Source organism: Pseudomonas sp. B21-040, from assembly GCF_024748695.1.
Classification (GTDB): domain Bacteria; phylum Pseudomonadota; class Gammaproteobacteria; order Pseudomonadales; family Pseudomonadaceae; genus Aquipseudomonas.
Genome location: NZ_CP087176.1, coordinates 1546169 through 1572284, shown reverse-complemented (window position 1 = coordinate 1572284; position 26116 = coordinate 1546169). Strand labels below are relative to the sequence as shown.

Genomic DNA, 26116 nt, shown 5'->3' with positions numbered 1-26116 from the left:
TCCTAGTCCGCATAGGGAACATGATTGTTAGAAATATATTTTCCAGTCACAGGGTCTTTAACTCCGAAATGTACATGCGGAACTCCCGGGGCGTGTGCTCCTGATATAGATCCTGAGTCGATACGGAACTCCTTGGCGCCATCAGCGCTGTGAAACACCCCAGAGCCGGGCTTACCGATTTCCCTGTACTCGGGGCCGAGATATTTTTGCCCTGCTGATAGGGCCTCATCGGTTGTGAGCGTCATAGAGCTCGTGAAATTTTTCTTACCAGATAGAGTTTCATTGATAACTTGATCTACACGCTGCCCAGCACCTGCTTCCAGTTGAATCTGCTTTTCAGCACTAACAAAGGTTTTCCAGTTTTCAGTAGGACCAGCTAGTGGAGTGCGTGGAGTAGCAGTAGCTTTTGCACCAACTATAACTGACTCTTTTGCAAACCACGACCCCGCCTTCCCTAGTAACGCAGCCAACCCTAATCCGGAAAGCTCTCCCGCAGTGAAGGCGCCCCACGCCTTGACGAACTCGTTTGCAGGCAGGACGCCATCAAAACCTTGCCCTTGAGCCAGTGCCAATTGCGTTTGGGCAATTTCTTCTGCTGAGGCTTTATTTTGCCGCATGAATTCCGTGAGGGACGTTGCTGCTTGTCCATACTCCGTCAAACCTGGCGGCATGTGAATTTCAAAATTGTACTGCGTAGCATTGTTGGCAACCCATGCCCCACTTTGCAGCGTTTCTGCATTCCCCCCTTGAGTCGACGCCGCCAGTACCCCGACGATCTGAGATGCCATGGAACGCAAATCAGGGTCGCCAGCAACCAATTTATTCAGGTCTACGATGAGGGCTTCATTCGCACCTGCTGCCAAGGCGCCCGTTGTAAAATCACCACCCGATATTTCTGAAAGCAACCCACCGACCATCGCGTGTATCGCGATTTTCTGAACAGATCCGTCGGCATAGGCTTTCGTATAGTCACCGACCGCGTTGAAACTGGCTGCCGCCAATGTATTGAACAGAGCTGTTTTCAATACATCACTGACACTGACGTCCTGCCCCAACGCCTTGCCCAGCAGTGCTGAAGTCCCACCTTGCAGCACTTGGCTTGAAGCAAACTGACCGACGCCCGTCCAGGTGTTCAGTGGGGGGCCAGTGACTTTGCCAGTGAAGGAGTTTGTAGTCGTCCCAGTCAAATCATTGATGTAAGCGGCCGTGAAACCCGCCGTCACACCTGAAATCACATAGCCTTTTAGCGCATCCGAGGACGTCACATCCTTGAATACAGCACCAAGATTCCCTCCATTGTTGATAAAACTGGTCGTCGCATTTGTCGCAGCACCCGTAGCCACCGCAGCAAGACCTGCGGCCCCAACGGTCCCCATACTGGCAAAAGCCGTCAGTGCAGCAGGGCCGACAATGGCCGCCATGACAATCGCAATGATTATCTGAGAAGCCGGACCAAGCCCCGAGTTCTCGTACTTGAACGACTCGTGGATTTCCTTGACCAACTGCCAATCGACATCGCCCCGAGCTTCGGCTTGCTTCAGCCAAGCCAGTTGCGGATCGGCCTGGACCATCGCATCAATGGTCTGACTGACGCTTTGCTGATCGACCTGTTTGATGTCGATTTTCAGGCCATCCACAGCCTTAATCACGATGTTGCCTTTAGCAATCATCTGGGTCTGGCGCAGTGTCTCGTCGGTATTGCCCTTGCCTTTCGATGAGGTCCAGAAGGCGTCGCCATCACTCTTGGTATGGCTTTCGTCATGCAGGTCCTTCACCCCTTCAAAAATGATCGCCCCACCACTGTCCAGCGTGATGTCCTTGCCACTCTCCAGCTTCGCCACCTGATAGCGCTGATCCCCACCACTGGACAACGTCAAGTCGCCACCGGACTTAATCTGCGTACCGATGTGGGTGACCTGCGTCACCTCATCGTGCTGGGTCTTTTTACTGCCCCAGCTGCCACTTTTTTCCATGTCATACAGCGAGTAATCACGGTCCTGTGCGGCCAGCAGTTGCAGGTCGCCGTCGGCATGCAGGTAGGCTTCTTTGCCGGCGCTGATGTCGCTGGCGATCAGGGTCATGTCCTTGCCGGACTTGAGGGTGAGTTTGCCGCCTGCATCCAGTGAGGTGCCGATCTGACTGACGTGGTCTTCCTGGCGGGTTTCCTTTTTGTCCTTGAAGTAGCTGTGCTGTTCGTCGGCGGCGGTGGCGAACAGCAGGTCGCCCTTGGCGTCCATCGTCACGTCGCCTTTGGCGTCGAGCTTGCTCGCCACCACGGTTACGTCGCCGCCGGCATTGACGGTCAGGTCACCGCCCGCACTGACGCTGGCGCCGTGCTGGGTGAGGGTTGAGTCGAGGAAGTCGGTACGGCTGTCGGAGTGGCGTTCTTCCACGGCGGTGATGCTGACGTCGCGCTTGGCATTGATGGCCATGTCGCCACCGCTTTTCAACACACCACCGGTATTGAGAACGTCGCGCCCGGCGTTGATCACCAGTTTGTTGGCGGCCTCGATGCGGGCGGCGCTGTCCACGAAGTCGCGCGCGTGGCTGTAGTCGCCGACGCTACTGTCGTGGGAGGTCACTGTGCGCTCGTTGACGACGTCGCCGTTCGTGGCGCTGAGCGTTACGTCCCGCCCGGCAATGATGCCCCCCGCCTTGTTGGTCAGGTTATTGGTGGCGAGCAAGTTCAACCGCTCCCCAGCCTCCACCAGCCCGCTGCTGACCAGGTCTTTTTTGGCCGTTGCCTCCAGGTTCTGGCTGGCGCGCAGGGTGCCGGCGTTGTTCAGGTCTTTGCCCGCGATCAGGGTCACGTCGCTGCCCTGGATCAACGCGCCGTTGGCGGCCAGGCGGTTGTTGGCGTTGGCCAGGTACAGCACCGGCACCAGGACTTTTTCGCCGTTCACTTCGTGCTCTTCGAGCCAGACGATGTCGTGGGTCAGTGCCGCGACCTGTTGTGCGGTGAGGGTGACGCCGAGGCTGAGGTTCAACGCGTCCTTGCTGGCGATGGCGTTGTTCATCAGATACTTGAAAACCGCCTCGTCCGAGGTCTGGCCGTCGATGAAGCGCTGGCCGGTGCGGGCGACCACGGCTTGCTGGATCAGTTTCTGTTCGAAGAGGCCATCGCCCAGGCGCTTGGCGCTTTGATCAGGGTTGTAACCCAAGCCTTGGAGCAGGTAGTCCGAGCTCATGAATTGCTTGAGGTCGGTGAGGACCGGGTTGGTTTCGATCAGGTATTTGTGCGGCTGGGATTTGCCAGCGTTGCTGGGCAGGCCCTGGACGCGGTTGATGGTGACCGGCGTAGACGATGCACCGGCGGTGACTTTGCCGCCGCTCAGCGTCCAGCTCTGCGGGCCGGTCGAGGTCGGGGCGCTGATGCCTTCCTGGCTCAGACGGAAGATCCCGTTCTGGCCGGTGGGTAGGCTGAAGCCGGGCAGATCCACCGGGTTGACGTGCTGTTGGGCAAGATCCGGCGGCAGTTGCGCGTTGATAGTCACCGGCGTGGAGAAGCCGTTGCCGGTACCCGTCTCAGTGTTGGTCTTTCCGCCAGCGACGTAGCTGTAATAAGGACGCACCACGCTGTTGTCGATGGTCTGCGTCGCGTTGAGGGAAATGTTGCCGCCGGCCTGGATCACCGCATCATAGGAACTGTCGGAACCCGCTACCGTGGTGGTGCTTTCGGTCAGCATGCCGCCGCCCAGCAGGCTGATGAAATAGCTCAGATCCGACTCGACAGTGGCCGAGGGTGTCGGACTGTTTTTATCGTTGAAGGCCGCCGCCGCGGGCACCGTGGCGAAGATTTGGTCGACGTAGTTCCAGAATGTGCGCTTGGTGATGATGTCCTGCTCTTGCAGGCCGGTGTTATTGATTGTGTCGGCAGTGACAGTGATGTTGCCTGTGGACGCGATGGTGCTGCTAGTGTTGTTCAACACCTGAGCGTTGATCGTCATTTCGCCGCCGCTGGTCAGACTCGCAGCCTCGCTGCTGTCAGAGACCTTCAGGCGGTCAGTCTCGGCAATCTCCCAATGGCCGTTACGACGCGAACCGCTGCGGAAGTCGCACCCCGCAATCGGGATCAGGTTGCAGTCCAGCTCTGTGATAACCACCGAACTTTTCTCATGCGCGGTGTATTCCAGAATATCCCGTACGTTGTTCACCGTCAGGGCATTGATGATCAGGTCCTGCGCGCTGTAGATATCGCCGGAGCGGTTGTCCAGCAAGTCGGCCTTGCCGCTGTCGCGGTCTCGGCCAATGTGCACGTTGCTCAGGCCATAGACCTGGCCATAGGCGTTGGTGAAGCTGGACAGCAGCAGCCGCATATCGCCACCGCTGGAAATCAGGCCGCGACTGTTGAGCAGCGCGCCGGTGGTGAGGGTCAGGTCTTTACCGGAACCGATCGTGCCGTAGTTGTTAAGGTTGGCGGCGGTGATGATCAGGTCGCCGCTGGAGGTCAAACGGCCTTGGTTATTCAACTCGCCATTGATGTTAACCGTGGTGTTGCCACCACCGGCGATGCTGGTCGCCGCGTTGAGGGTCAGTTGATTGGCTTTGAGCGTCAGATCACCGAGGCTGCTGAGGCGACCATTGCCGCTGTAGTTGCCCCACAGGGTCAGATCGAGTTTGCCATCGCTGGCGATCAAGCCATCGTTGTTCCAACTGCCGCCATTGCCGGTCAACTGGCTGACGGCCAACAACTGGCCGCCGGATGTCTGATTGAGGCTGTTGACGTTGACGGTCAGGCGATCGGCCTGGATCACACTGCTGTTGGTCCAGCCGTCGGCGGTGAGCGTCAGGCTGCCACGGGTGACGAAGGTGCCGCCGGCACTGCCGAGTTGACCTGTCGCGATATCGAAAATACCGGTACCGACGTGCAGTACGTTGCCGCCGATGTTGAGCAGTCCTCCAGCGCCAAGGCTCAGATCAGTGTTGGCGCTTTCGACTGTGCCGCTACTGTTGTCGAACACGCCACCAATGCTGAATGCTGTTTTGCCGGCAGTGCCCAGTGCGCGCAACTGGCCGGTCTGGTTGTCCACACCACCGGCGCTGATGCTCAGGGTGCTGGTGCTTTCAATGATCCCTTTGCGGTTGTTCAAGGCGCCGCGCAGGCTGAGGTCGATCTGTTTTGCTCCGACCTGGCTGTCGGTGTCGCCGTTGTTGTAAAAGTCCTTGCCCGAGACACTGACGCGCCCCAGCGCAAACAGCCCGCCATTGCGGTTGTCGAAGTTGCCGTTGGTGCCGGTGTCGACGATGGCATCACCGGTTTGCGCGGTGACTCGCCCGCCATAGTTGTCGAGGCCGGCCAGCGCCTTGAGGTCCAGGCTCTGGGCCTGAATGATCCCGCCCTGACGGTTATTGTTCAGGTCATAGCCGTTACGCAGTACGCCGGTGATATGGCTACTGAACGCACCTTGCAGGCTGGAGAGCACACCGCCACGGCTGTCGAGGCTGGCGGCGGTGATGTCGAGGTTGCTGCCCTTGGCGACGATGCGCCCGCTTTGGTTATCGATGGCACCGACGGTTTTCACCGTCAGATCGCCCTGGCTTTGCACAATGCCTTTGGCGTTATCGAAGCTGGCGGCGTCGAGCGTCAGTCCTGCGTCACTGCTGAAGATCTGACCGCCCGCGCTGTTCTGTACGGTGCCGCTGGCGGAAATGGTCAACGAATCACTGGCCGCGACAGTGCCGCCATTGCGGTTATCGAGGCCTCCGGTCAACAGGCTCAGCAAACCCTGGCTTGCAAGCTGGCCACCCTGGTTGTCGATTTGCTGCGCGCGCTTGATCACCAGTGGGCCGTTGCTCACCAGTTTGCCGTTGGTATTGGTCAGGGTGCCGAGCAGATCGAGGGTGATCGCGCCCTTGCCGGCCAAGGTACCGACGCTGTTGTTCAGATGGGTGCCGGTGATACTGATGTCGTTTTGGGCGTTGATGGTTGCATTGGCGTTGCTCAGGGTTTGAGCCTGAATATCCAAAGCGGCGCCGCTGTCGATCAAACCGCCTTGGGCGTTATTCAGTGTTCCGGCAATGACGAAAGTTTGCGCACCGGCACTGGAAAGAATGCCGTTGTCGCTGTTGTCGAGGCTGGCCGCCGTGACCTTCAACGTGCCGTTACTGGCCAGAGCGCCAGCGTTGCTGTTACGCACAGCGCCGGTAAGGTCCACCAGCACGTCACCGTCGCGGCTCGACAAGGTGCCATGATTGCGGTTGTCGAGGCTGCCGCCCAAAAGGCTCAGACTTTGCCATCCGGAAATCAGACCATTGAGGTTAGTGGTGGCATCGGCAGTAAGGTCCAGTTGTTGGCGACTGATGAGTTTGCCGTCGCTGTTGTCCAGGTTGCGACCCTTCAGCGTGTAGCTTTGGCTGCTGGAGAGTTCACCGTCACGGTTGTTCAAGTCCCGCAGGTTGCGGATGCTCAATTGCCCGGCAGTGGTGATCAGGCCGTTGGCGTTGTTCAGATCGCCCATGGCGCCGCTGAAGTCGATGGTAATGGCGCTGCCGAGCAACGAGCCGCCGTTCTGATTGTTCAAACTCGCCGCGTTGATGTTCAGGTTTTGAGTAGCGTTGATCAGCCCGTTGTCCTGATTATCGAGCTGGCCGGTAACCCGAAGATCGAGGTTGGTGCGGCTGGTAAGGGTGCCGTCGTTGTTGTTCAGGCTACCGGCCTGTACATCGACGCTTTCCGCCGCGATCACGCCTTTAACGTTGGTCAGGGACTGCTGCACGCGCAGGGTCACGGCCTGGTTGCCGAGCAGTTTGCCGTTGCTGTTGTCGAGGCTGTCGGCCGCCAGCGTGAACGCTTGGGCACTGGAGATTTCGCCGTTGCGGTTGTCCACCTGCGCGAGGTTTTTTAGCACCAGCAACGGGGCGTTAATCAAACCGTTCTGGTTGTTCAGCTCGCCGTGATTCAGATCCAGCGCCAACGACGTAGCGCTGGTGAGTTGCCCACCATCATGCTGATCGAGACTGACGACACTGGCGGTCAGCGCTTTGTTGCTGGCGATCCGCCCCCCGCTGCTGTTATCGACCTTGCCGGCGTTAAGGCTCAGGGCGTCGAGGCTGGTCAGTTTGCCGCCCTGATTGTTCACCGCCGCCGTGGCGGTGATGCTCAAGGTCTGACCGGCGTTCACCAACCCTGCCACGTTATCCAGAGTCGCCATGCGCAACGTCGCGGCGCCCAGGCTCGAGAGTTCGCCAGCGCGATTGTTCAGGTGACCAAGGGTGGCATTGAGATTACCGGTACTGGCAATCAGACCATTGCCATTGAGTACCTGATTGGCCGCGAGATTGAGATTGCCGCTACTCAACACCCGACCCTGGTTCTGGTTATCCAGGGTCCCGGCGGTGATGTTGGCGGTTTGCCCGGCGCTCAGCGTACCGCCCTGGTTAGTCAGCGTCTGCGCGGTATTCACGATCAGATTGCGACTGGCAACCACACTCTTGCCGCTGTTGTTGAGGTTCTGCGCTGTCAGGCTCACATCACCCGTGGCGTTGCGGCTGTTATCCGCGTTGACCCCGGCCTCGATGATGCCGTTGTTGGTCAGTTGGCCGCCGGCACTCAGGACGATGCCGTCCCGCGCTGCGAGGGTTTGCTGGTTCGTCAGGTTGCCCTGAGTTTGCACATTGACGGCGCTGCCGGCATAGACCGGTCCCTGGGCGTCGAGGCTCGCTGCTTTGACGTTGATCGCGCCAGTGGCAGCGGTCTGCGCCAGGCTCAGATGACCATTGGCATCGATCTGAATGTCACCACCACTGGCCGCCAGGTTCCCGGCCAGTTTCACCCCGACCCCGGCTTCAGTGCCTACCAGTTTGATCGCCCCGGCGTACATGCCGCCCAGCGCCGAACTGTCGATGGCCAGTTGTGGTTTGGCGCTGCCATCATCGGCGCGCGCGGTAGCGTTGAGGGTCTGTGCGTTGACGTCGTTGCGGCCGGCCACAATCGTCAGGTTTTTCGCCTGAATCTCGGCGTTGATCTTTGCGCTGCGGGTGATGATTTCGAAGCTGTCGACGTTGTTGGCGTTCAGCCCGGCGCCGTCGATGGTGACGCTGCCTTGATCCACCTGAAAGCGATCCAGACGTCCGTTATCCAGCACCGGTTTGCCGGTGGTGAGGGTCACCCGCGGGGTGTTGATGAACCCGCAACCGTTGCAACTGATGCCGTACGGGTTGGCGACGATCACTCGTGCCGACTGCCCTGCGACTTCGGTGTAACCGCGCAACTGGCTCGGGCTGCCGCCGACCACTTCGTTGAGGATGGTCTGCGCCGCGACCCGGTTGGTCATGTTCGGGTTGCCGACGATGATCCCGCCCAGTTGCGTCGCACCGGTTTGCGCGGCGACGTTGTTGAGGATGACGCCCTGGGTGCCGACGTTGTAATCGTGGAACTGGTTATGCGACAGCCCCGTGCCGTTGGGCGTGGCAATGTTGACGATCGGCACGCCATTGCCCGCCTGACCGAGACTGGTGCCCGGCGTGGCCACGACGATGCCGTCGGCCTGCGCCCACATCGGTTGCCAGAACATCACGTTCGCCAACAGGAACGCCAATCCGCGCTTGGGCATACCCCAGAAGTGCTCGCGGGTTCTCACAGCAGCAGAAGGCTGACGGCTCAGGAAGGCGAATTGGCGGGCGTCCATGTCGAAGGTCTCGATGAGGCGAAATTAGAGAAAGAAATCCATGCGGAAATAGATCGGCGCTTCGCGCTCGGTCAGGGTGTCCGGACGTTCCAGGGAATGGGCAAAGGTCACGCTGGCCGCCACGTGCTGGCCGCGAGCAAACAGCTCGATGGAGTTGCTGGACATGCGCCCGTGTTGATCGGCGTTGTATCGATCATGGGTGATCACGCCTTGGTCGTAACCGAGGCTGGTGCCGTATTCAGCGAACACCGGACGCAGCCATTCCAGGGTGACTGGACGGTTCCAGCGCAGGTCGTTACGCCAGTAACCACCGCTGTCGCCGGACAAGGATTGATCCTTGTAACCCCGAATCGACGACAGCCCGCCGAGGCTGGTGCGCTGCGGGCTGAACAGCACGTCTTCACTGTGCTGCCCGGTCATAAGGCTGCTGAAGCTGAATGACTCGCCCCACACCTTGAATGGCTGCAGGTAGCTCGCGGTCGCGGTGTATTTGCGGTAGCGCGCGTCGGGTTCACCAGGGCCTGGATGGTCGTTACCCTGAGCGTCGAATGCACCGATCCCCTCTTGCATCCCGAGGTCGAGGTTGACGAATGCACTGCCGATTCGCCGACCGTGGTTGATGCCGAACTGTGCTTCGCTGATGCGGTTGCTGCTCAGCTTGAGCTTGCTGTCTTCGATGAAGTTGTTGGTGCGCAAGTACGACAGACCGGTGCTGAGCGAGGTTTTGCTCACGGCATCGCGATGGATCACCCGCTCGGCGTGCAGTTGATGGTTTTCGCTGTCGCCGGTCTGTTTGAAGTTGAAGCCGTTGGCTTGGGCCAATGAGCGATAGTCACTCTGGCTGTAGGTGTAACTGAAGTTCCACCAGCCCCACGGCAGGCTGTAATTGAGCATTGCGTTGCTGGAGGTGTGCTGGTGATCGCTCACTGCATCGTGACCGCCGCGCAGATTCAACTGGTCGGCCAGGCCCAGCGGGCTGTCCCAATCAAACGTCGTGCCCCACTGCTGCTCGCCGGTGCTTTGCAGACCGTCGTTGCTGCGTGACAACCCGGCGCGCCAAGGCTTTTGCGGGGTGTTCTTGACCAGTACTTCGCTGCCGCCGACGTTCTTGCCCGGCGCTAATTCCATTTGCGCCTGATTGGAGGGCAAGCGGTTGAGTTGATCGACCAACTGCTCGATTTCGCGCAGGTTGACCAGCTCGCCGGTCTTGCCGGGGAAAGCCATGCCCAACTCGCGCTCCGACAGATTGCTGTCGTCCGCGCCTTTCAAGCCCTCAAGCTTGCCCTCGACGACCAATACCTTCAGATGCCCGCCGGACAAATCCTGTTGCGGCAAGTAAGCACGGCTGGTGACCAGGCCTTTTTCGATGTAGTGATCGGTGATGACTTTCAGCAGTTCGTTGAGCTGGGTAACACCCAGGCATTGGCCGATGTAGGGCTTGAGCAGGCGATTTTTCTCGCTCTCGGAAAGGCTGTCGGCGCCCTTGAGTTCGATGTCTTTGATCGCAAAGCAACGGGTGTCCGCAGGCGCCGCGGGCTGTACGGGTTTGGCTTCCTTGCCGGGCAATTCCTTGAGTTCTTCGAGACGCCGGCGCTGCTCTTCGAGCAGGCGATCCTGACGTTCGCGGATGAGATCCGTATCACCTGGGGTGGTGGCTGCATGAGCAATGTTTAGCGGAGAAAGGCACAGCAAAGCCAGGCATAACCTCGCCACTTGGGCGGGTGAGTACATGTTCGATCCCTCGAAGCGGAAAGTGATAGCAAAATAGTGGCGCGATATTAGAGAGCCATCATCTTGACATCAAATAATGGATCCATTCGAAAAGTATGGGGGACGAACGGTAGTGGTGAAATCGGGCGCTTCCGACCGGTATGCAGGATGTTTCTTGATGCCATGAAGAAAAGTGACGGCCAGAGTGACGGCATTTCCGAATGCGTATTTGTCCTACAGAAGCAACGGTATGAACTTTCCGAACAGTGCAGCCTCAACCGTTTAACCGCCCAACACGGATACCGAGGCCCCCCATGAAAACCCTTCTGACGCTAACTTTCGCCACCACCCTCGCCTGCGCCCTCCCCGTTTGGGCCTGCACCCCCGAGGAAGCCACCGCCAAACGCGAGCAACTGGCTCAGGAAGTGGCCAGGCTCACCGAGCAGAATCCGGCCAAAGCCAAAGAGATCAACGACGAGTTGCAGAAGATGGACCTGGGCACAGCCGCCAAGGATTTGCCGGATAAATGCCAGTTGATTGATCAGCGTTTGAAGGAGTTGCAGACGGCGGACAAGAAAGCCGAGAGCTGATCGATACAGGAATTTCGAGCATAAAAAAACCGGACATCCGTCCGGTTTTTTTTGGGTCACGACAACGGCTTATTCAGCAGCCGGCGCTTCCGGCTTGCGGCGCTTGAGCGGCGCCATGCCGTCCTTGCTGACCAGCGACAGGGCGTCGGTCTTCGGGCGGTTGGCGATTTTGCGCTTGGTCGGGGCCTTGGCGCCGGTTTTTTTCTTGTCGCCTTTGGCGTCGACTTTTTTCTTCTTCACGCCAACGGCTTTGCCCGAGGCCTTGACCTTTTTCGGTCCGCCGTAGGTGCCTTTGACTTCCTTGATGGTGCGGCGCTCGAAGCTCTGCTTGAGGTAGCGCTCGATGCTCGACATCAGGTTCCAGTCGCCGTGGCAGATCAGCGAGATGGCCAGGCCTTCATTGCCAGCGCGGCCGGTACGACCGATACGGTGAACGTATTCGTCGCCGCTGCGTGGCATGTCGAAGTTGATCACCAGGTCCAGGCCTTCGACGTCGAGGCCGCGAGCGGCAACGTCGGTGGCGACGAGGATTTTCACGCCGCCCTGCTTCAGGCGGTCGATGGCCAGTTTGCGGTCTTTCTGGTCTTTATCGCCGTGCAACACGAACGCTTTGTATTCCTGCGCCACCAGACGACCGTAGATGCGGTCGGCCATGGCCCGGGTGTTGGTGAACACGATGGCCTTCTGATAGGTCTCGTTGGCCAACAGCCAGTTGAGGATCTGCTCTTTATGCACGTTGTGGTCAGCGGTGATGATTTGCTGACGGGTAGTCGCGTTCAGGTCGCTGACGTTGTTGACCTGCAAGTGCTCAGGGTTGTTCAGCACTTTGGCGACCATGTCGCGCAGGCCCGAACCGCCGGTGGTGGCGGAGAACAGCATGGTCTGCTGACGGTTGGTGCACTCCTCCACCAGACGCTGCACGTCTTCGGCAAAGCCCATGTCGAGCATGCGGTCGGCTTCGTCGAGCACCAGCACTTCCACTTCTTTCAAGTCGAGGTTACCGGCGTTCAGTTGCTCGATCATCCGGCCTGGCGTGCCGATCAGGATGTCCGGCACCTTGCGCAGCATGGCAGCCTGGACCTTGAAGTCTTCACCGCCGGTGATCAGACCGGATTTGATGAACGTGAACTGCGCGAAGCGCTCGACTTCCTTGATGGTCTGCTGAGCCAGCTCGCGGGTCGGCAGCAGGATCAGGGTCTTGATGCTGACACGGACTTTCGCCGGGCCGATCAGACGGTTGAGGATCGGCAAAACGAAAGCAGCGGTTTTGCCGCTACCGGTTTGCGCTGTCACCCGCAGGTCACGCCCTTGGAGCGCCAGCGGAATAGCCGCTGCTTGCACTGGCGTTGGCTCGACAAATTTAAGCTCGGCCACGGCTTTGAGCAGGCGTTCGTGCAGGGCGAATTGGGAAAACACGGGTGCTACCTCGAAGAAATACAAAAAAACAGCTGCATAGGGTAACGGTTTCGAGCGCTCAGGCCGAGTTTCTTTATACAAACGACGGTAAACAGTGGCTTTTTGTTGCCTGATTTGTCTTCAAATGTCATCCCAAGTGTCTTAAATGCTCTAATCGCCCCATCGCGTCCTACAGGAAAATCGTTTTAGCCCATGGATATCAAACAGCTCTGGCTCAACGCCCAAGACCTCTGGGGGGCCCTTGATCAGCACCCGCTCCTGCATTCAAGCCTGGGATTGGTGTTGTTACTGGTCATTGCGCTAGTCCTCGGACGAGTGGCGCGCTTCCTCATTCTTCACGCCACCAAAATGCTGGGTCGTCAGCCAGCGCTGCACTGGATCAACGACTTTCTGCACAACAAGGTGTTTCATCGCCTGGCCCAGATAACGCCGTCGCTGGTGATTCAGTTCGGCCTGCACCTGGTGCCGGAGTTGAGCAAGACCAGCCAGAACTTCCTCGGCAATGTGGCGCTGTCCTTCACCATTCTGTTCCTGCTGCTGGCGTTCAGCGCCCTGCTCAGCGCCTTGCTGGACATCTACGCGCGCACCCAATACGCCCGCACCCGCTCGATCAAAGGCTACGTGCAACTGGCGCAGATGGTTTTGTACGTGCTGGGCGCGATCATCATTGTCGCCACCCTGATCGACCGTTCGCCGCTGTTGCTGCTCTCGGGTCTGGGCGCCATGTCGGCGGTGATTCTGTTGGTCTACAAGGACACCCTGCTGTCGTTCGTGGCCAGCGTGCAATTGACCAGCAACGACATGCTGCGGGTGGGCGACTGGATCGAGATGCCACAAGTCGGCGCTGACGGTGACGTGGTCGATATCACGTTGCACACGGTAAAGGTGCAGAACTTCGACAAGACCATTGTGTCGATCCCGACCTGGCGCCTGATGTCCGAATCGTTCAAGAACTGGCGCGGCATGCAGCAATCCGGGGGGCGACGGATCAAGCGCAGCCTGTTCATCGACGCCAGTGGCGTGCGTTTCATCCGCGATGATGAAGAGCTGAAGTTGTCGCAGGTGCATTTGCTGACCGATTACATCGGCCGCAAACAGGCAGAACTCAAAGCCTGGAATGAAGCACAGGGCAATGTGGCGGCCATGGCGGCCAACCGGCGGCGGATGACCAACATCGGCACCTTCCGCGCTTACGCATTGGCGTATTTGAAAAGTCACCCGGGGATCCAGCCAGACATGACGTGCATGGTCCGCCAGATGCAGGCCACTGCGCAGGGAATCCCACTGGAAATCTACTGCTTCACCCGCACCACGGCGTGGGCCGATTACGAGCGGATTCAGGGGGATATTTTCGATTACTTGCTGGCGGTGCTGCCGGAGTTTGGCTTGAGTCTTTATCAGCAGCCGAGTGGTGGGGATTTACGTGCCGGGTTGTTGCCCGCGATGCTGGGCGCAAGCCACATCCCCGAAGCCGAAAAACACATCATGTAAACACCACAGAACCCAATGTGGGAGCGGGCTTGCTCGCGAAGGCGGTGTGTCAGTCAATGTAGATGTCGACTGACACTTCGCCTTCGCGAGCAAGCCCGCTCCCACAGGGGTTTGCATTTGTTTCCAAGGTTGGCGGATTACTTGACCTGACGCTGCGGCGCCTTGTGCACCATGGTGTACGCGTAATCCACGCCCATGCCATACGCGCCGCTGTGTTCCAGCACCAGGCCCATCACGGCTTCATAAGTGTCTTTGTGTGCCCAATCGCGCTGGTACTCAAGCAGTACCTGTTGCCAGGTCACAGGCACCGCACCGGCCTGAATCATCCGCTGCACCGACATGTCGTGCGCTTCCTTGGTGGTGCCGCCGGAAGCATCCGTGACGATGTACACCTCGTAGCCTTCTGCCAACGCTTCCAGTGCCGGGAAGGTCAGGCAGACCTCGGTCCACAGCGCCGCAATGATCAGTTTTTTACGGCCGGTGGCTTTCACCGCATCAACCAGCGCCTTGTCTTCCCAGGAGTTCATCGAGGTGCGCTCGATCGGCTTCTGATCCGGGTGAACAGCCAGCAACTCAGGCCAGATGTAACCGCTGAAGCTTTCAGTTTCGACCGAGGTGTAGATGGTCGGAACGTTGAAGATCTTCGCAGCCTTGGCCAGACCGATTGTGTTGTTCTTCAGGGTCTGACGGTCGATCGACTGCACGCCGAACGCCATTTGTGGCTGGTGGTCGATCAGGATCAGGGCGGAGTTAGTTGGGTTGAGCAGTTCACGGATAGACATGGCGCGTTCCTTTTGATGTCGATATTCAGGTGAGTAATGAGTGAGTCGACGTTGCCGTCAGCGGCTTTGTTGTCGGCTTGGATGTCACTTTAGGGGCTAGCCACAAAAGGGACAATTACCTAAAATCGAGAATCATTGATTCTAAAACAGGGACAATCATGGACCGCATCGAATGCATGCGCGCCTTCGTCGTCACGGTCGGCGAGAACGGCTTCGCCGCCGCTGCCCGGGCAATGGATGTGCCGCGATCAAAAGTCAGCAAACAGATTCAGGCGCTGGAGGAAGCCATCGGCGTGCAACTGTTGCAGCGCACCACCCGCAGCCTGCACCTGACCGAGGCGGGCGCCGAGTACTTCGACGCGGCACGCGAGGTGCTGGCGTCGCTGGACGAGGCTGAACAGCGAGCGCGTAATGGCATTGGCGAATTGCGCGGGGTGTTGCGGGTCAATGCGCCAATGTCCTTCGGCTTGCGCCGGCTGGGGCCGCTGATTCCGCTGTTTCATGAACAGCACCCGAACATCGAACTGCAACTGGTATTGAGCGACCAGCAAGTGGACCCGGTACGCGGTGGTTTCGACGTGACCATCCGCATCGCCAGCCTGCCGGATTCGACGATGATTGCCCGGCAACTGGCACCGGCACCACGAATCATGGTGGCGTCCCCGGCTTATCTGGCACGTGCCGGTATACCGCAGACCCCGCAAGACCTGCGCGCCCATCAGTGCCTCAACTACGGGTACCTGCAAAGTGGCGTCAGCTTGCAGCTGTGTAATGGCACGGAAACTCAACGGGTCAACGTGACCGGCCCGTTGCATGCCAACAATGGCGACTTGCTCGCTCAGGCGGCCGAGGCTGGCATGGGCATTACGCTGCTGCCGGACTTCATAGTCGAAGAGGCCTTGGAGGCCGGTCGGCTGGTGCCGGTGCTGTGCGAGTGGCAGGCACCGGCGATCAGCATCAACGCCGTCTACTCGTCAGCGCGGCGCGTGCCGCAGAAAACCCGAGCGTTTATCGAGTTTCTGGTGGGGCAACTGGCTCTGAAGTAGTGCTGGCTTATAGAGCAAAATCCGGCGCATTGCTAAACATGAGGTATACCGGTTCGAGGCCTGAATCCTCCGGAAAAACCACGACGTAATCATCAGAAACCACAGTTTCCGGGTCCGCGAAATTTTCCAGTAGTGGCGTCGACGAAGATCGAACTGTGCCCAACCGATAGTCCGCAATAGAAGCTGATGGCCGATAGTGTTCCAGCGCGTCAGGAAGGCTCCAGTTGACGGTGATGGGGGCGAATCCTTCAGCCGTGAAACTGTAGGTTTGCGAGGTTTCACTCCATAACGCAGGGCTAACCCTTACGCCCTCTGTCGGCTTCGCGGCGTTGACCGGTGCAAGCACCACCTGGTGCAAGGTTTTTATTTCCCTGATGCCCTGAAACAGGGTGCCGGACGGAACGGTGTAAGTGCCGCTGCTCATTCTGAACGGGACGTCGACTGTCTCCTGGGTTGCCGCCAGAAACTGCCAGTCCAGCCCTTCAACCGGCAGAAACTCCGCTAAAGGAACACAAACCCCGTAGCGGCCAACCTCGGCACGGCTGCGAAAGTCGAACCGCAGCACTGCGGCATACTCAGCTACATCCGCTTGAGCGTTTGAGGTGATTTGCCAAGTGAACTCAGCGACTGCCGAGCGAATCGACTTTTGCAGATCGACCCGGTGGCTTTCCAAGGTTCGCGATAGCTCGCCGTCGATCAGAATTGCAGGGCGTGCATTGACGAATGCCAAGGGGGCAAACAGCTCCACCGGCACAGGTGTTGGACCGAATTGCTGTTGCTCACGCCGTTTTACAAGTTGAGTCTGGACTGTCGTCAGCAGCACTTCGGCCTGTTCCTGAAAACGCCTGAGTTGCTGATTGACGATATTCAGCGACGCCACATAACGATCGTAAGTAGCGCTGATTTGCTCAGCAATGCTTTGCCACTGTCCACGCTCGGCTTGAGCGTACGTCACCTCACGCTGCGCACCGTCTCTTTTGAACTGGACATGCATCTTCCAATACTCGTAATTGCGCACTGCTGAGCGAGCGTCGAACTCAGCGAGTTCCAGAGCGCGGATATCCGCTTCACTACCAGAAATAGCTAATTGAGCATTTGATCGTGCGCGCAGATGGTTAATCCGTTGATGCAGAACAGTCAGTGCTGCTTCGGCTGCGCGCTGTGAGCTCGCCAGATCGGCATTGATCTTATGAACCTCGGCCAGACTTCGGGCGATGCGCTGCTGAGTGATTTGCGCGTGACCGACCGGAACTTGAGGTCTTGCAGGTGGCGCAGTCAGTGCTGCTTGCCCCTTGAATGCCGCACGGCCCTGCTTGCTGTGCCACTCTTTGACGAAGTACACGACTGAGCCGGAGGAGTTTTGATTCGGCTCAATCTCTGGGTGGTAGAAAAACAGATCAGCACCCTTGGGATGCCCTGCTATGCGGTCGAAGTGATTAATCAACCAGTCGTGGTCAGCCTTGGGCAGATCGACAGCCCAGATTAGGTCAACCAATGCCTGAAATTCAGGTTCGGTGTAGTCGTTGAGGGTTGGTTTGAGCTTCATGCTTTAAAACTTCCTTGTTTATTTGTACTGCGTTCGGCGACGGCATTCGCTCGATGCTTGAGCGAATGCCGTCGGTTGGTTAGCCATCTATTCGAATGCGTTTATTCCGATTTGAAACCTGGCTTGTTGTTACGCGCACGCCATTCTTTGACTTCTTTCAAAATTCCTTCGGGGCTGTCTTCCTGCCCTTCTTTGGGATAGAAGATGACGTCTGAGCCACTTGGATGCTCTGTTACCAGCTCAAAATGTTCCACTCGCGCCAACATATATTTATCAAAATCATCCGATGATAAATCTTCCCCTCCTTCAAAAATCTCTCGAAGAAAGGAGAGAAATTCAGACTCTGTGTAGTCTTCAAGACGAGTTGTATTTTTCATTGCTGATTACCTCTTTGATGCAAGCGAATATGTCGCCGCGGGGTCATCACCAGAATGTTTTCCATATCAAAAACTGCACCTCCTTTTGCGACCTCAACATGATGATGTAACTCAAACTTCTGCCTACCTCCATAGTGGTCATCCTTTGATGGAAACGGGGCTGTGCCCTTGCTCATGAATCTCAAGTTGGTGACATTAAATTGCTTCCTCAAATTTTTATTCTCGGCCACCGCCCTCCAGAACGCCTCTCTAAACCGATGAAAATTGGCAAACTCTCTTCCTCGTAGCTTGTCGGCAATCTGCCTCGGAATCGGCGCCCCGTCCGTACGTGCATCCTCACCCAACCAGATCCCCGTCACGTCCCGCCCGGTACCCGTCGCAATCCCAGGATCATCCCGCCGATCCAGAAACAACACATCCGGCGAAGGCAACTCCATATCCGCCGGGAACCCAGGAATCCTCGCACCAATCTGCCCTTCGTCAACAGCCGGAAACGTCTCGTTTTCCGGTAGGACGAGGACGAACAAACTGTGGAAACAGAGCTATAAAGCCGAGGACAGCTACCAGCTAGAAGCAGCTGGTAGTTTTGCACTCCAACTAGTTACTCTCGCTCTTTATCAATCAGTGTAAAGACCAGCGTATTAACTTGCATATCGGCGGCATATTGAAACATTACTTTTTTACCAGGATAAATATCTTGATCAAGCGGGTAGGCGTCCCACCCACCCGTTTGGCCCATTGGCTGAGGCATCTTTATTGGCCCCATTGACTCCACTGGGGTTCCAAAAATCGCGCGAACATCAGACTGAGTCATTAAAGAAAAATAAGGATCTGGCAACTCCCCTCTATACTCAGTCGTTGACGGCATAGTTTTTCTTAACGTCACGAAAAAAATTTCAAACCTTAGTGTTTCACGCCAAAAATTCAAACTCAATCCGCCCTCAAACTTAAAACTCAAAAGATCGCGCCCTGGATAAAGTTCGGTGAGCGGGCCGGGTATAACCCCAGCCTGCTTCAAAACTGGGTATTTTTCGCCGAGGCTTTTTATCAGTCTGTCAAGCTCCGCCTTTATCATCAGTACCACCCCTGTTCTTTATGAAGTTTATGCAATAACGATCGTGCCTTGGCTATATCATCCTCAGTGAATCCAGACTCTATCAAGCCAGGCTTCAGCGCATCAAAGTTTCTATTTACGGCAACTTCTAGATTCGAAGCGTCATTCAATTTACGAGTAGCGTTGTTTCTCCCACCGTACGTTTCGCTAAATTTTTGATGGACATGAGACGGTATGGCGACGCTTGGAGCTTTGCGTATGAAGCCTTCTATTTGAGCGTCCTCCAAACCTTCAAAATTCTTGAGTATGTAAGCCTCTAACGCCCTACGCGAAGGAATGTGGTCAATATCCAACCCATCCCCCCTGCTCCTGCCGCTGAGCTCGTTATACGGCCCTACCTCCAGCGGCTCTACCGGTGGCCCGACGAACACCAGATCCGGCGAAGGCAACTCCATATCCGCCGGGAACCCGGGAATACTCGCACCAATCTGCCCTTCGTCAACAGCCGGAAACGTCTCGTTTGCCGGTAGGACGGGGACGACAGGCGCACCGGGGTACACCGCTGGAACTGGCGTTGTGATGGGCGTTTGTGTCGACCCGAGGTGTTCGACGCCCGGTGGTTGCAGCGGCGTCCAGGTGCCGATACCGACCGGAGGCACCGGCCAAGGTTGAATGGCCGGAACAATCCCGCGGCGGCCATGCACGCTTTGTGGCGTATTGACGCTGATTCGGTCGAGGTTGAACGGATTTTCACCGAGCGCCGCGGACTCCTGAAAGCGCAGTTCAAACTCCCGGCGCTCTCCGACCCAGGTGCTTTTCGGCGCATAGGGTGCGAAGCCTTGCTCTACCCGCCTTTTGTTGACCTCATCAAATTGACTGGTAAGTGCAGGTTGCTCGCCCAATACCCGCCACAGCACGTCATGAAACGCGTCGAACGAATGGATTTCGCGTCCACGCATCTGGTCGCCGATCTGGCTTGGGATAGCTGCACCCGCGTTGCGACTGGCAGTCTTCCACCAGTCCGCCGTGGCGGGCTGGCCATTGCCGGTGACAATGCCTGTGCCCGGCGGAGGCAGATTGAAGGACAAGTACATCGACGCCGAACCCGGCAAGCAGATGATGCAGTCCTGAATGCGCAGGTCGGCGCCTGTCGGTACGTCCTGAGTTATGGGCGATAGCACCGCTATACCGGCATGACTCGCAGCGCCTGCCTGAACGGTTGTGTCGGGAGTGATCTGCAGTCGCCGGGGCGGTGAACCTGGGACTTCTGCGGTGTAGTTCCCCGTCAATGGATCCAGTACAGCGTTGATCACCGGCACCTTCGCGCCCAAATCATCACCGGTAGAGACTGCAAGGATCGCCGTGCCTTGCGCTACAGCCTCAATTTTCAGCCGATAGGACATCTCCACCGAGCCACCAGCATCGGCAATTGATTGCAGCGTCCGGCTGTCATCAAGGCCCAGTGTCCCGACTGGAACAGCAATCGACTGAAGCATTCGCTGACGCTGTTCGGCGGTCAATTCACCGTTGCCCAGGGTGGGCGAGTACACCATTGCCGCAGCAAATAACTTGGCGTGCTGCGGGGCAAGTCGTGCCAGCGTCAAGACCGCAGACCGGATAGAAGCCTCGATCACGGCTTGCGCTGTTGGTGAGCCGATGGCGCCTTCACGCGTAAAAATGGCACCGTTCACCGTCATCGATGACATCGGAACGGTCAACGTATTGGCCTGGCGGATTCGGCTTACGCGTGAATCTTCATCAGACTGCTGCTTGAAACGAACCCGTGCCTCACGCTGTTGGACGTATTGGCGCTGCGCCTCCCAAGCGGCCTCCCGCTGACGCCAGGACACGGTTTGCTCGGCATGATGTCGTGCCAATGCGGCCGTTTTTTCTCTGAGAGCATTGATTTGCGCCGCCAGTACTCGCGCTTCATGGGCAGCGTTATAGGCGTTCTCCCAAATCTGATGACCTTCATTGAGCGCTTGGCCGAACTGGCCCAGCCGCGTCAGGTAATCGTTGGAAGTGCGAGTCAGCGGATCGAGGCCATCGAAGGATCGGGCCGTTGAGTTCTTTGAATCGAGCTCTGCGGACTTGCGAGCAATCAGTCCGTCAATTTCGTTCTTTTCTTTGGTAATCAGGTAAAGCTGATAGCGCTCGCTGTCATCGCTGTTCGGCGGCTTGCGCGAAGCGAGAATTTCCTGCTCCAGCAACGGTGCGAGCTGTCTTGCTCGCTCGGCGAAACGGCTGTCTGCCTCGGCTCTGATAGCGTCATGTCGCTGAGTAAGCCCTGCCAGGAACTGCAAAAGGGCCTGATGACGTGTCTGTTCCTGAGTTTGTGCTGCGGCAGCCTCAGCCTGGGTTACTTCGGCTTGTGCCTTGGCCGCAGCCAGCGCTCGCTCTTGCTGCTGTTTTTGCAAATGCGCCGCTTTGACCCGTGCCCGGGCCTTTTGCTTTTTCTTGCTGGTTTTACCGAATCCGCCGGAGACTCCGCCGCCGCCAATACCACCACCCGAGCCGCCACTTGAAGCCGGCGGACCGGATCTGATGACGACGCTACCTGACGATCCATCGTTGAATGTGTTTTGTGCCATACAGTCACTCCTTGTCTGTAGGGCACAGCGTGTCGATTAAGCGTTTGTCAGGTGCGGTACATAGTTATCGCAATGAAAAATAATGGCTGATTGGCGATTCAGCGGATGACTAGCGGTTTGCGAATCCCCAACCGGCTGCCCCACACCGCCATCAAAATCACCGACCCACCGAGAAGCAACCGTCCCAACTCCTCATGCTGATTCCAGATCAGCAGATTGATCAACAACCCCACCGGCACGTGCAGATTGTTCATCACCGCCAGCGTCCCGCCATTCACCAGACAGGCGCCCTTGTTCCACCAATACAAACCCAGCGCCGTCGAGACCAGGCCGAGGAACACCAGCACGCCCCATTGCAGCGGCGCTTCGGGCAGGAAGTTTTGTTTGCCAAACAGCAGGAATGCGGGCAATGCCACCGCCAATGCCCCCAGATAGAAGTAACCGAATCGCCGGTAATGCGGCAGATCGCTCGGATGGCGGGCCACCAGATGTTTGTAAAGCACCTGGCCGGCAGCGTAGGTGAAGTTGGCCAGTTGCAGCAGCAAGAACCCCATGAAGAAATCCGGGTTGATCCGGTCGTAGCGAATCACCGCTGCGCCCATCACCGCCACCACTGCGGCAATCAACGCCCACGGATTGAAACGCCGGTTCAGCGCGTCTTCGATCAAGGTCACGTGCAATGGCGTGAGGATGGTGAACAGCAACACTTCCGGCACCGTCAGTACCCGGAAGCTCAGGTACAGGCACACGTATGTCACGCCGAACTGCAACGCGCCGATCAACAGCATGCCGCGCATGAACGCAGGCTCCACCGAACGCCAGCGCGTCAACGGAATGAACACCAGTCCCGCCAGCACTACGCGCACCAGTACCGCGAAATAACTGTCGACGTGACCGGCCAGGTATTCGCCGATCAAACTGAAGGAAAACGCCTGGATCAGCGTGACAAAAAGTAGATAGCCCATGCTCGCCTCATTTCGAATGGCGGCGACGATAGCGGGTTTTACCCGTCACAGCGAATCGTCAGACGACACACAGCCCTGTAGGAGCTGAGCTTGCTCGCGATGAGGGGGCCACATTCAACATGGATATCGGCGGGTACACCGCTATCGCGAGCAAGCTCAGCTCCTACAGGGTTATGTGTGTGCCCATCAAATCGCAGGCAAAAAAAAGCCCGATCTCGCTAAAGCGTTCAATCGGGCGACAGCACTCAGGAGCAAAAAGTGCAAAGGGAGGTTCGATGCGCGTAAAGCCGTGAAGGGGTTGCGCCAGGTCACTAGACCATCCAGTGATTATCTGGCGATTAAAGGATCAGGCGACCTGAGAAAGCTTGGCGTTGGCCTGGTTCAAGCCCTTCTCCTGGAAGTCGCCGCCCAGGTTCATGCCTTCGGCGTGAATAAAGGTCACGTCGTGGATGCCGATGAAGCCCATGACCTGACGCAGGTACGGTTCCTGGTGATCCGATGTGCTGCCTGCGTAGATCCCGCCGCGAGCGGTCAGCACGTAGGCACGCTTGCCGCTGAGCAGACCTTGCGGGCCGGTCTCGGTGTATTTGAAGGTCACGCCGGCACGCAACACATGGTCGAGCCAGGCTTTGAGCGTGCTGGGAATAGCGAAGTTGTACATCGGTGCGGCCATGACCAGCACATCGGCGGCCAGCAGTTCATCGGTCAGCTCGTTGGAGCGTTCCAGTGATGCCTGTTCGATGTCGCTACGTTGCTCGGCCGGTTTCATCCAGCCGCCCAACAGATTGATGTCCAGGTGCGGCACCGGGTTGACGGCCAGGTCACGAACAGTGATCTGGTCAGCCGGATGGGCGACTTTCCACTGGCTGATGAAGGTCTGGGTCAGCTGACGGGAAACCGAGTCTTGCTGGCGGGCGCTGCTTTCGATGATCAGAACGCGTGACATAGGTTGTAGGCTCCATCTGAGAATGCTGTAAGTCGATGGAGTGAAGATTAAACAGAGTCAAATCGATGAAAAAGCGCAAATAACTGCTATAACCCATCAATTAATTCGTTTATAAGCTGAGCATGCCTTTGTAGGAGCTGAGCTTGCTCGCGATAGCGGTGTGTCAGCCGACATCAAATTAAATGACACACCGCTATCGCGAGCAAGCTCAGCTCCTACAAGAGATTGCAGTCATTTCGGGGTGCAGGTCAGCTCGATACGCAGCTTGATAATGCTGCGGGTGAACTTCGCGGTGGCGTTTTTATGTTTGCCGGCAGGCACATCGATCGTGCGCGTACGCGGCGCTTCCGGACCATTGCTGAAAACCGCCTTGCAGGTAGCATCGACGTCGCCGTAGTTAGCCACCCGGATGGAGCCGATGTCGTTATCCGTATCGAAGGTCTCGTAATCGATCTTCAAGCCGTTGAGTTTTTTCTGCACATCGATCGGATAAGCAAACGCCGTCAGCGGCAGCATCGCCAGCAGCACACAACCCGATACCACACAGCAAAGCTTTTTCATTCAGCAGTCTCCAAAAGGGCTGCCAGCTTAGGACAAGAGGAGCCATTCATGAAAGCGCCCCGCGTGACCCTTGATCAATGGCGAACATTGCAAGCCGTGGTCGACCACGGTGGTTTCGCCCAGGCCGCCGAAGCGCTGCACCGCTCGCAATCATCGGTGAGCTACACCGTGGCCCGCATGCAAGACCAGCTCGGCGTGCCGCTGTTGCGCATTGACGGTCGCAAAGCGGTGCTGACCGAAGCCGGCGGCGTGTTGCTGCGTCGCTCCCGGCAACTGGTGAAACAGGCCAGTCAGCTCGAAGACCTGGCCCATCATATGGAGCAAGGCTGGGAAGCCGAAGTGCGACTGGTAGTCGACGCGGCATACCCAAGCGCCCGCCTCGTCCGCGCCTTGACCGCGTTCATGCCGCAAAGCCGCGGCTGCCGGGTTCGCCTGCGTGAAGAGGTGCTTTCGGGCGTGGAGGAAGTTTTGCTCGAAGGTGTGGCCGACCTGGCGATCACGGGATTGAGCATCCCGGGTTATCTGGGAGCGGAGTTGAGCGACGTAGAATTCGTCGCAGTGGCCCATCCCGAACATGCGCTGCACCGCCTCAACCGTGAGTTGAATTTCCAGGACCTGGAAAGCCAGATGCAAGTGGTGATCCGCGACTCCGGTCGGCAACAACCGCGCGACGTCGGCTGGCTTGGAGCCGAACAGCGCTGGACCGTCGGCAGCCTGGCCACCGCCGCGACGTTTGTCAGCAGCGGCCTGGGGTTCGCCTGGCTGCCCCGGCACATGATCGAACGAGAACTCAAGGAAGGCACGCTCAAGCTGCTACCGTTGGATCAGGGCGGCAGCCGCAACCCGAGTTTTTACCTGTATTCGAACAAGGACAAACCCTTGGGGCCGGCGACGCAGATTCTCATTGAACTGCTGCGCACCTTCGACACCGCACCGCTGGACGCGCCTTTCGCCGCCCCTGAACAAGCCTGATAAGGAGTATCTGCATGGCCTATTTCGAACATGAAGGTTGCAACCTGCACTACGAGGAATATGGCCATGGCACGCCGTTGCTGCTGGTCCACGGCCTGGGTTCCAGCACGCTGGACTGGGAAATGCAGATCCCTGCACTGTCTGCGCGCTACCGGGTGATCGTCCCTGATGTGCGTGGCCACGGTCGCTCCGACAAGCCCCGCGAGCGCTACAGTATTGCCGGTTTCAGCGCTGACCTGATCGCGCTGATCGAACATTTGAACCTCGGCCCGGTGCACTACGTGGGGCTGTCGATGGGCGGCATGATCGGTTTTCAACTGGCCGTGGATCAACCGCAATTACTCAAGAGCCTGACCATCGTGAATAGTGCGCCACAGGTCAAATTACGCAGTCGCGACGATTATTGGCAGTGGTTCAAACGCTGGAGCCTGATGCGCGTCCTCAGTTTGGGTACCATCGGCAAAGCCCTCGGCGACAAGCTGTTTCCGAAACCGGAACAGGCGGACCTGCGACAAAAAATGGCCGCGCGCTGGGCAAAAAACGACAAACATGCTTATCTCGCCAGCTTCGATGCCATTGTTGGCTGGGGAGTCCAGGAACGACTTTCGAGGGTCTCCTGTCCAACCCTCATCGTCAGTGCCGACCGTGATTACACCCCGGTTGCACTGAAGGAAACCTATGTAAAACTGCTGCCCGATGCGCGGCTGGTGGTGATCGCCGATTCGCGCCACGCCACCCCGCTGGACCAGCCCGAACACTTCAACCACACACTGCTCGAGTTTCTCACCGCAGTCGACACCACCCCACTCAGGATCACTGACCCATGCTGAAAAAAATCGCCCTCGTCGCCGGCTCCGTGCTGTTTGCTGCCAACCTGATGGCTGCGACGCCTGCCAAGGCGCCGCACGTTCTGCTGGAAACCACCAACGGCCAGATTGAAATCGAACTGGACCCGGTCAAGGCGCCGATCAGTACCAAGAACTTTCTTGATTACGTCGACAGCGGCTTCTACAACAACACGATTTTCCACCGTGTGATTCCTGGATTCATGGTCCAGGGCGGCGGGTTCACCCAACAAATGCAACAAAAAGAAACCAAGGACGCGATCAAGAACGAACACAAGAACGGTCTGGTCAACGTTCGTGGCACCTTGTCCATGGCACGCACCTCGGCGCCTGATTCGGCCACCAGCCAGTTCTTCATCAACGTCAAGGACAACGATTTCCTTGATCAGGGCGATGGCTACGCCGTGTTCGGCAAAGTGGTCAAAGGCATGGACGTGGTCGACATCATCGTCAACTCGCCGACCACTGTACGTGGTGGCATGAAAGACGTGCCGGCCGACCCGGTCCTCATCAAGTCGGCCAAGCGCATCGACTGAGACTAAGCTGGACAGGGATGTCAGAGCCGTTGCCGGTTTTGCCGGCAACGCTCAAACCGTT

General features: G+C 57.8%; 17 protein-coding genes and 1 pseudogene. 6 read left to right on the top strand and 12 right to left on the bottom strand.

The window, feature by feature from the left end:
• Window positions 1-2 precede the first annotated feature (2 nt).
• Window positions 3-8627, bottom strand: a complete 8625-nt coding sequence (locus LOY55_RS07095) for a filamentous hemagglutinin N-terminal domain-containing protein (protein ID WP_223522434.1) — start codon at window positions 8625-8627, stop codon at window positions 3-5.
• Between the two features lie 24 nt (window positions 8628-8651).
• The gene (locus tag LOY55_RS07090; RefSeq protein ID WP_223522433.1) at window positions 8652-10358 is read right to left on the bottom strand and encodes a ShlB/FhaC/HecB family hemolysin secretion/activation protein; all 1707 of its coding nucleotides are present in this window, start codon (window positions 10356-10358) and stop codon (window positions 8652-8654) included.
• 293 nt (window positions 10359-10651) lie between these two features.
• Here LOY55_RS07090 and LOY55_RS07085 point away from each other — a divergent pair, with 293 nt between their 5' ends.
• Window positions 10652-10927, top strand: coding sequence for a hypothetical protein (locus LOY55_RS07085; protein WP_046033344.1), 276 nt, complete (start codon window positions 10652-10654; stop codon window positions 10925-10927).
• A 69-nt stretch (window positions 10928-10996) separates the two neighbouring features.
• Here the strand turns inward: LOY55_RS07085 and LOY55_RS07080 are convergent, their stop codons facing one another.
• Window positions 10997-12343, bottom strand: coding sequence for a DEAD/DEAH box helicase (locus tag LOY55_RS07080; RefSeq protein WP_046033343.1), 1347 nt, complete (start codon window positions 12341-12343; stop codon window positions 10997-10999).
• Between the two features lie 192 nt (window positions 12344-12535).
• On the opposite strand from LOY55_RS07080, the gene LOY55_RS07075 reads away from it, so the two are divergent.
• Window positions 12536-13834 (top strand): mechanosensitive ion channel family protein, encoded by a 1299-nt coding sequence (locus tag LOY55_RS07075; RefSeq protein ID WP_109787982.1) that lies wholly within the window; start codon window positions 12536-12538, stop codon window positions 13832-13834.
• A 137-nt stretch (window positions 13835-13971) separates the two neighbouring features.
• Here LOY55_RS07075 and LOY55_RS07070 read toward each other — a convergent pair whose 3' ends face one another.
• Window positions 13972-14616 carry a hydrolase gene (locus tag LOY55_RS07070; RefSeq protein ID WP_223522432.1) on the bottom strand — a complete coding sequence of 215 codons (645 nt, stop codon included), beginning with the start codon at window positions 14614-14616 and terminating at the stop codon, window positions 13972-13974.
• A gap of 158 nt (window positions 14617-14774) precedes the next feature.
• On the opposite strand from LOY55_RS07070, the gene LOY55_RS07065 reads away from it, so the two are divergent.
• Window positions 14775-15662, top strand: coding sequence for a LysR family transcriptional regulator (locus tag LOY55_RS07065; RefSeq protein WP_223522431.1), 888 nt, complete (start codon window positions 14775-14777; stop codon window positions 15660-15662).
• Between the two features lie 7 nt (window positions 15663-15669).
• Here LOY55_RS07065 and LOY55_RS07060 read toward each other — a convergent pair whose 3' ends face one another.
• From LOY55_RS07060 to LOY55_RS07025, 8 genes are all read right to left on the bottom strand, one after another.
• Window positions 15670-17208 (bottom strand): bacteriocin immunity protein, encoded by a 1539-nt coding sequence (locus LOY55_RS07060; RefSeq protein WP_223522430.1) that lies wholly within the window; start codon window positions 17206-17208, stop codon window positions 15670-15672.
• A gap of 101 nt (window positions 17209-17309) precedes the next feature.
• Window positions 17310-17585, bottom strand: a complete 276-nt coding sequence (locus tag LOY55_RS07055) for a bacteriocin immunity protein (protein WP_223522429.1) — start codon at window positions 17583-17585, stop codon at window positions 17310-17312.
• A complete protein-coding gene (locus LOY55_RS07050) occupies window positions 17582-18022 on the bottom strand; it encodes a hypothetical protein (protein ID WP_258667829.1) in 441 nt (146 codons plus the stop codon). Before LOY55_RS07050 ends, LOY55_RS07055 begins: the two co-directional genes overlap by 4 nt.
• Before the next feature lie 164 nt (window positions 18023-18186).
• Window positions 18187-18660: a DUF6392 family protein gene (locus LOY55_RS07045; protein ID WP_223522427.1), complete on the bottom strand. Its 474-nt coding sequence runs from the start codon at window positions 18658-18660 to the stop codon at window positions 18187-18189.
• On the bottom strand, window positions 18660-21230 hold the full coding sequence (locus tag LOY55_RS07040) for an S-type pyocin domain-containing protein (RefSeq protein WP_258667828.1): 2571 nt from the start codon (window positions 21228-21230) through the stop codon (window positions 18660-18662). Before LOY55_RS07040 ends, LOY55_RS07045 begins: the two co-directional genes overlap by 1 nt.
• 98 nt (window positions 21231-21328) lie before the next feature.
• A complete protein-coding gene (locus LOY55_RS07035) occupies window positions 21329-22195 on the bottom strand; it encodes a carboxylate/amino acid/amine transporter (protein ID WP_258667827.1) in 867 nt (288 codons plus the stop codon).
• 346 nt (window positions 22196-22541) lie between these two features.
• The gene (locus LOY55_RS07030) at window positions 22542-23141 is read right to left on the bottom strand and encodes an FMN-dependent NADH-azoreductase (RefSeq protein ID WP_109787976.1); all 600 of its coding nucleotides are present in this window, start codon (window positions 23139-23141) and stop codon (window positions 22542-22544) included.
• 231 nt (window positions 23142-23372) lie between these two features.
• The gene (locus LOY55_RS07025) at window positions 23373-23702 is read right to left on the bottom strand and encodes a hypothetical protein (protein WP_046033336.1); all 330 of its coding nucleotides are present in this window, start codon (window positions 23700-23702) and stop codon (window positions 23373-23375) included.
• A 48-nt stretch (window positions 23703-23750) separates the two neighbouring features.
• On the opposite strand from LOY55_RS07025, the gene LOY55_RS07020 reads away from it, so the two are divergent.
• From LOY55_RS07020 to LOY55_RS07010, 3 genes and pseudogenes are all read left to right on the top strand, one after another.
• A complete protein-coding gene (locus LOY55_RS07020; RefSeq protein ID WP_046033335.1) occupies window positions 23751-24674 on the top strand; it encodes a LysR family transcriptional regulator in 924 nt (307 codons plus the stop codon).
• 14 nt (window positions 24675-24688) lie between these two features.
• Window positions 24689-25494, top strand: a pseudogene (locus LOY55_RS07015) (alpha/beta fold hydrolase).
• 3 nt (window positions 25495-25497) lie between these two features.
• Window positions 25498-26055, top strand: coding sequence for a peptidylprolyl isomerase (locus tag LOY55_RS07010; protein WP_046033333.1), 558 nt, complete (start codon window positions 25498-25500; stop codon window positions 26053-26055).
• Window positions 26056-26116: the final 61 nt, after the last annotated feature.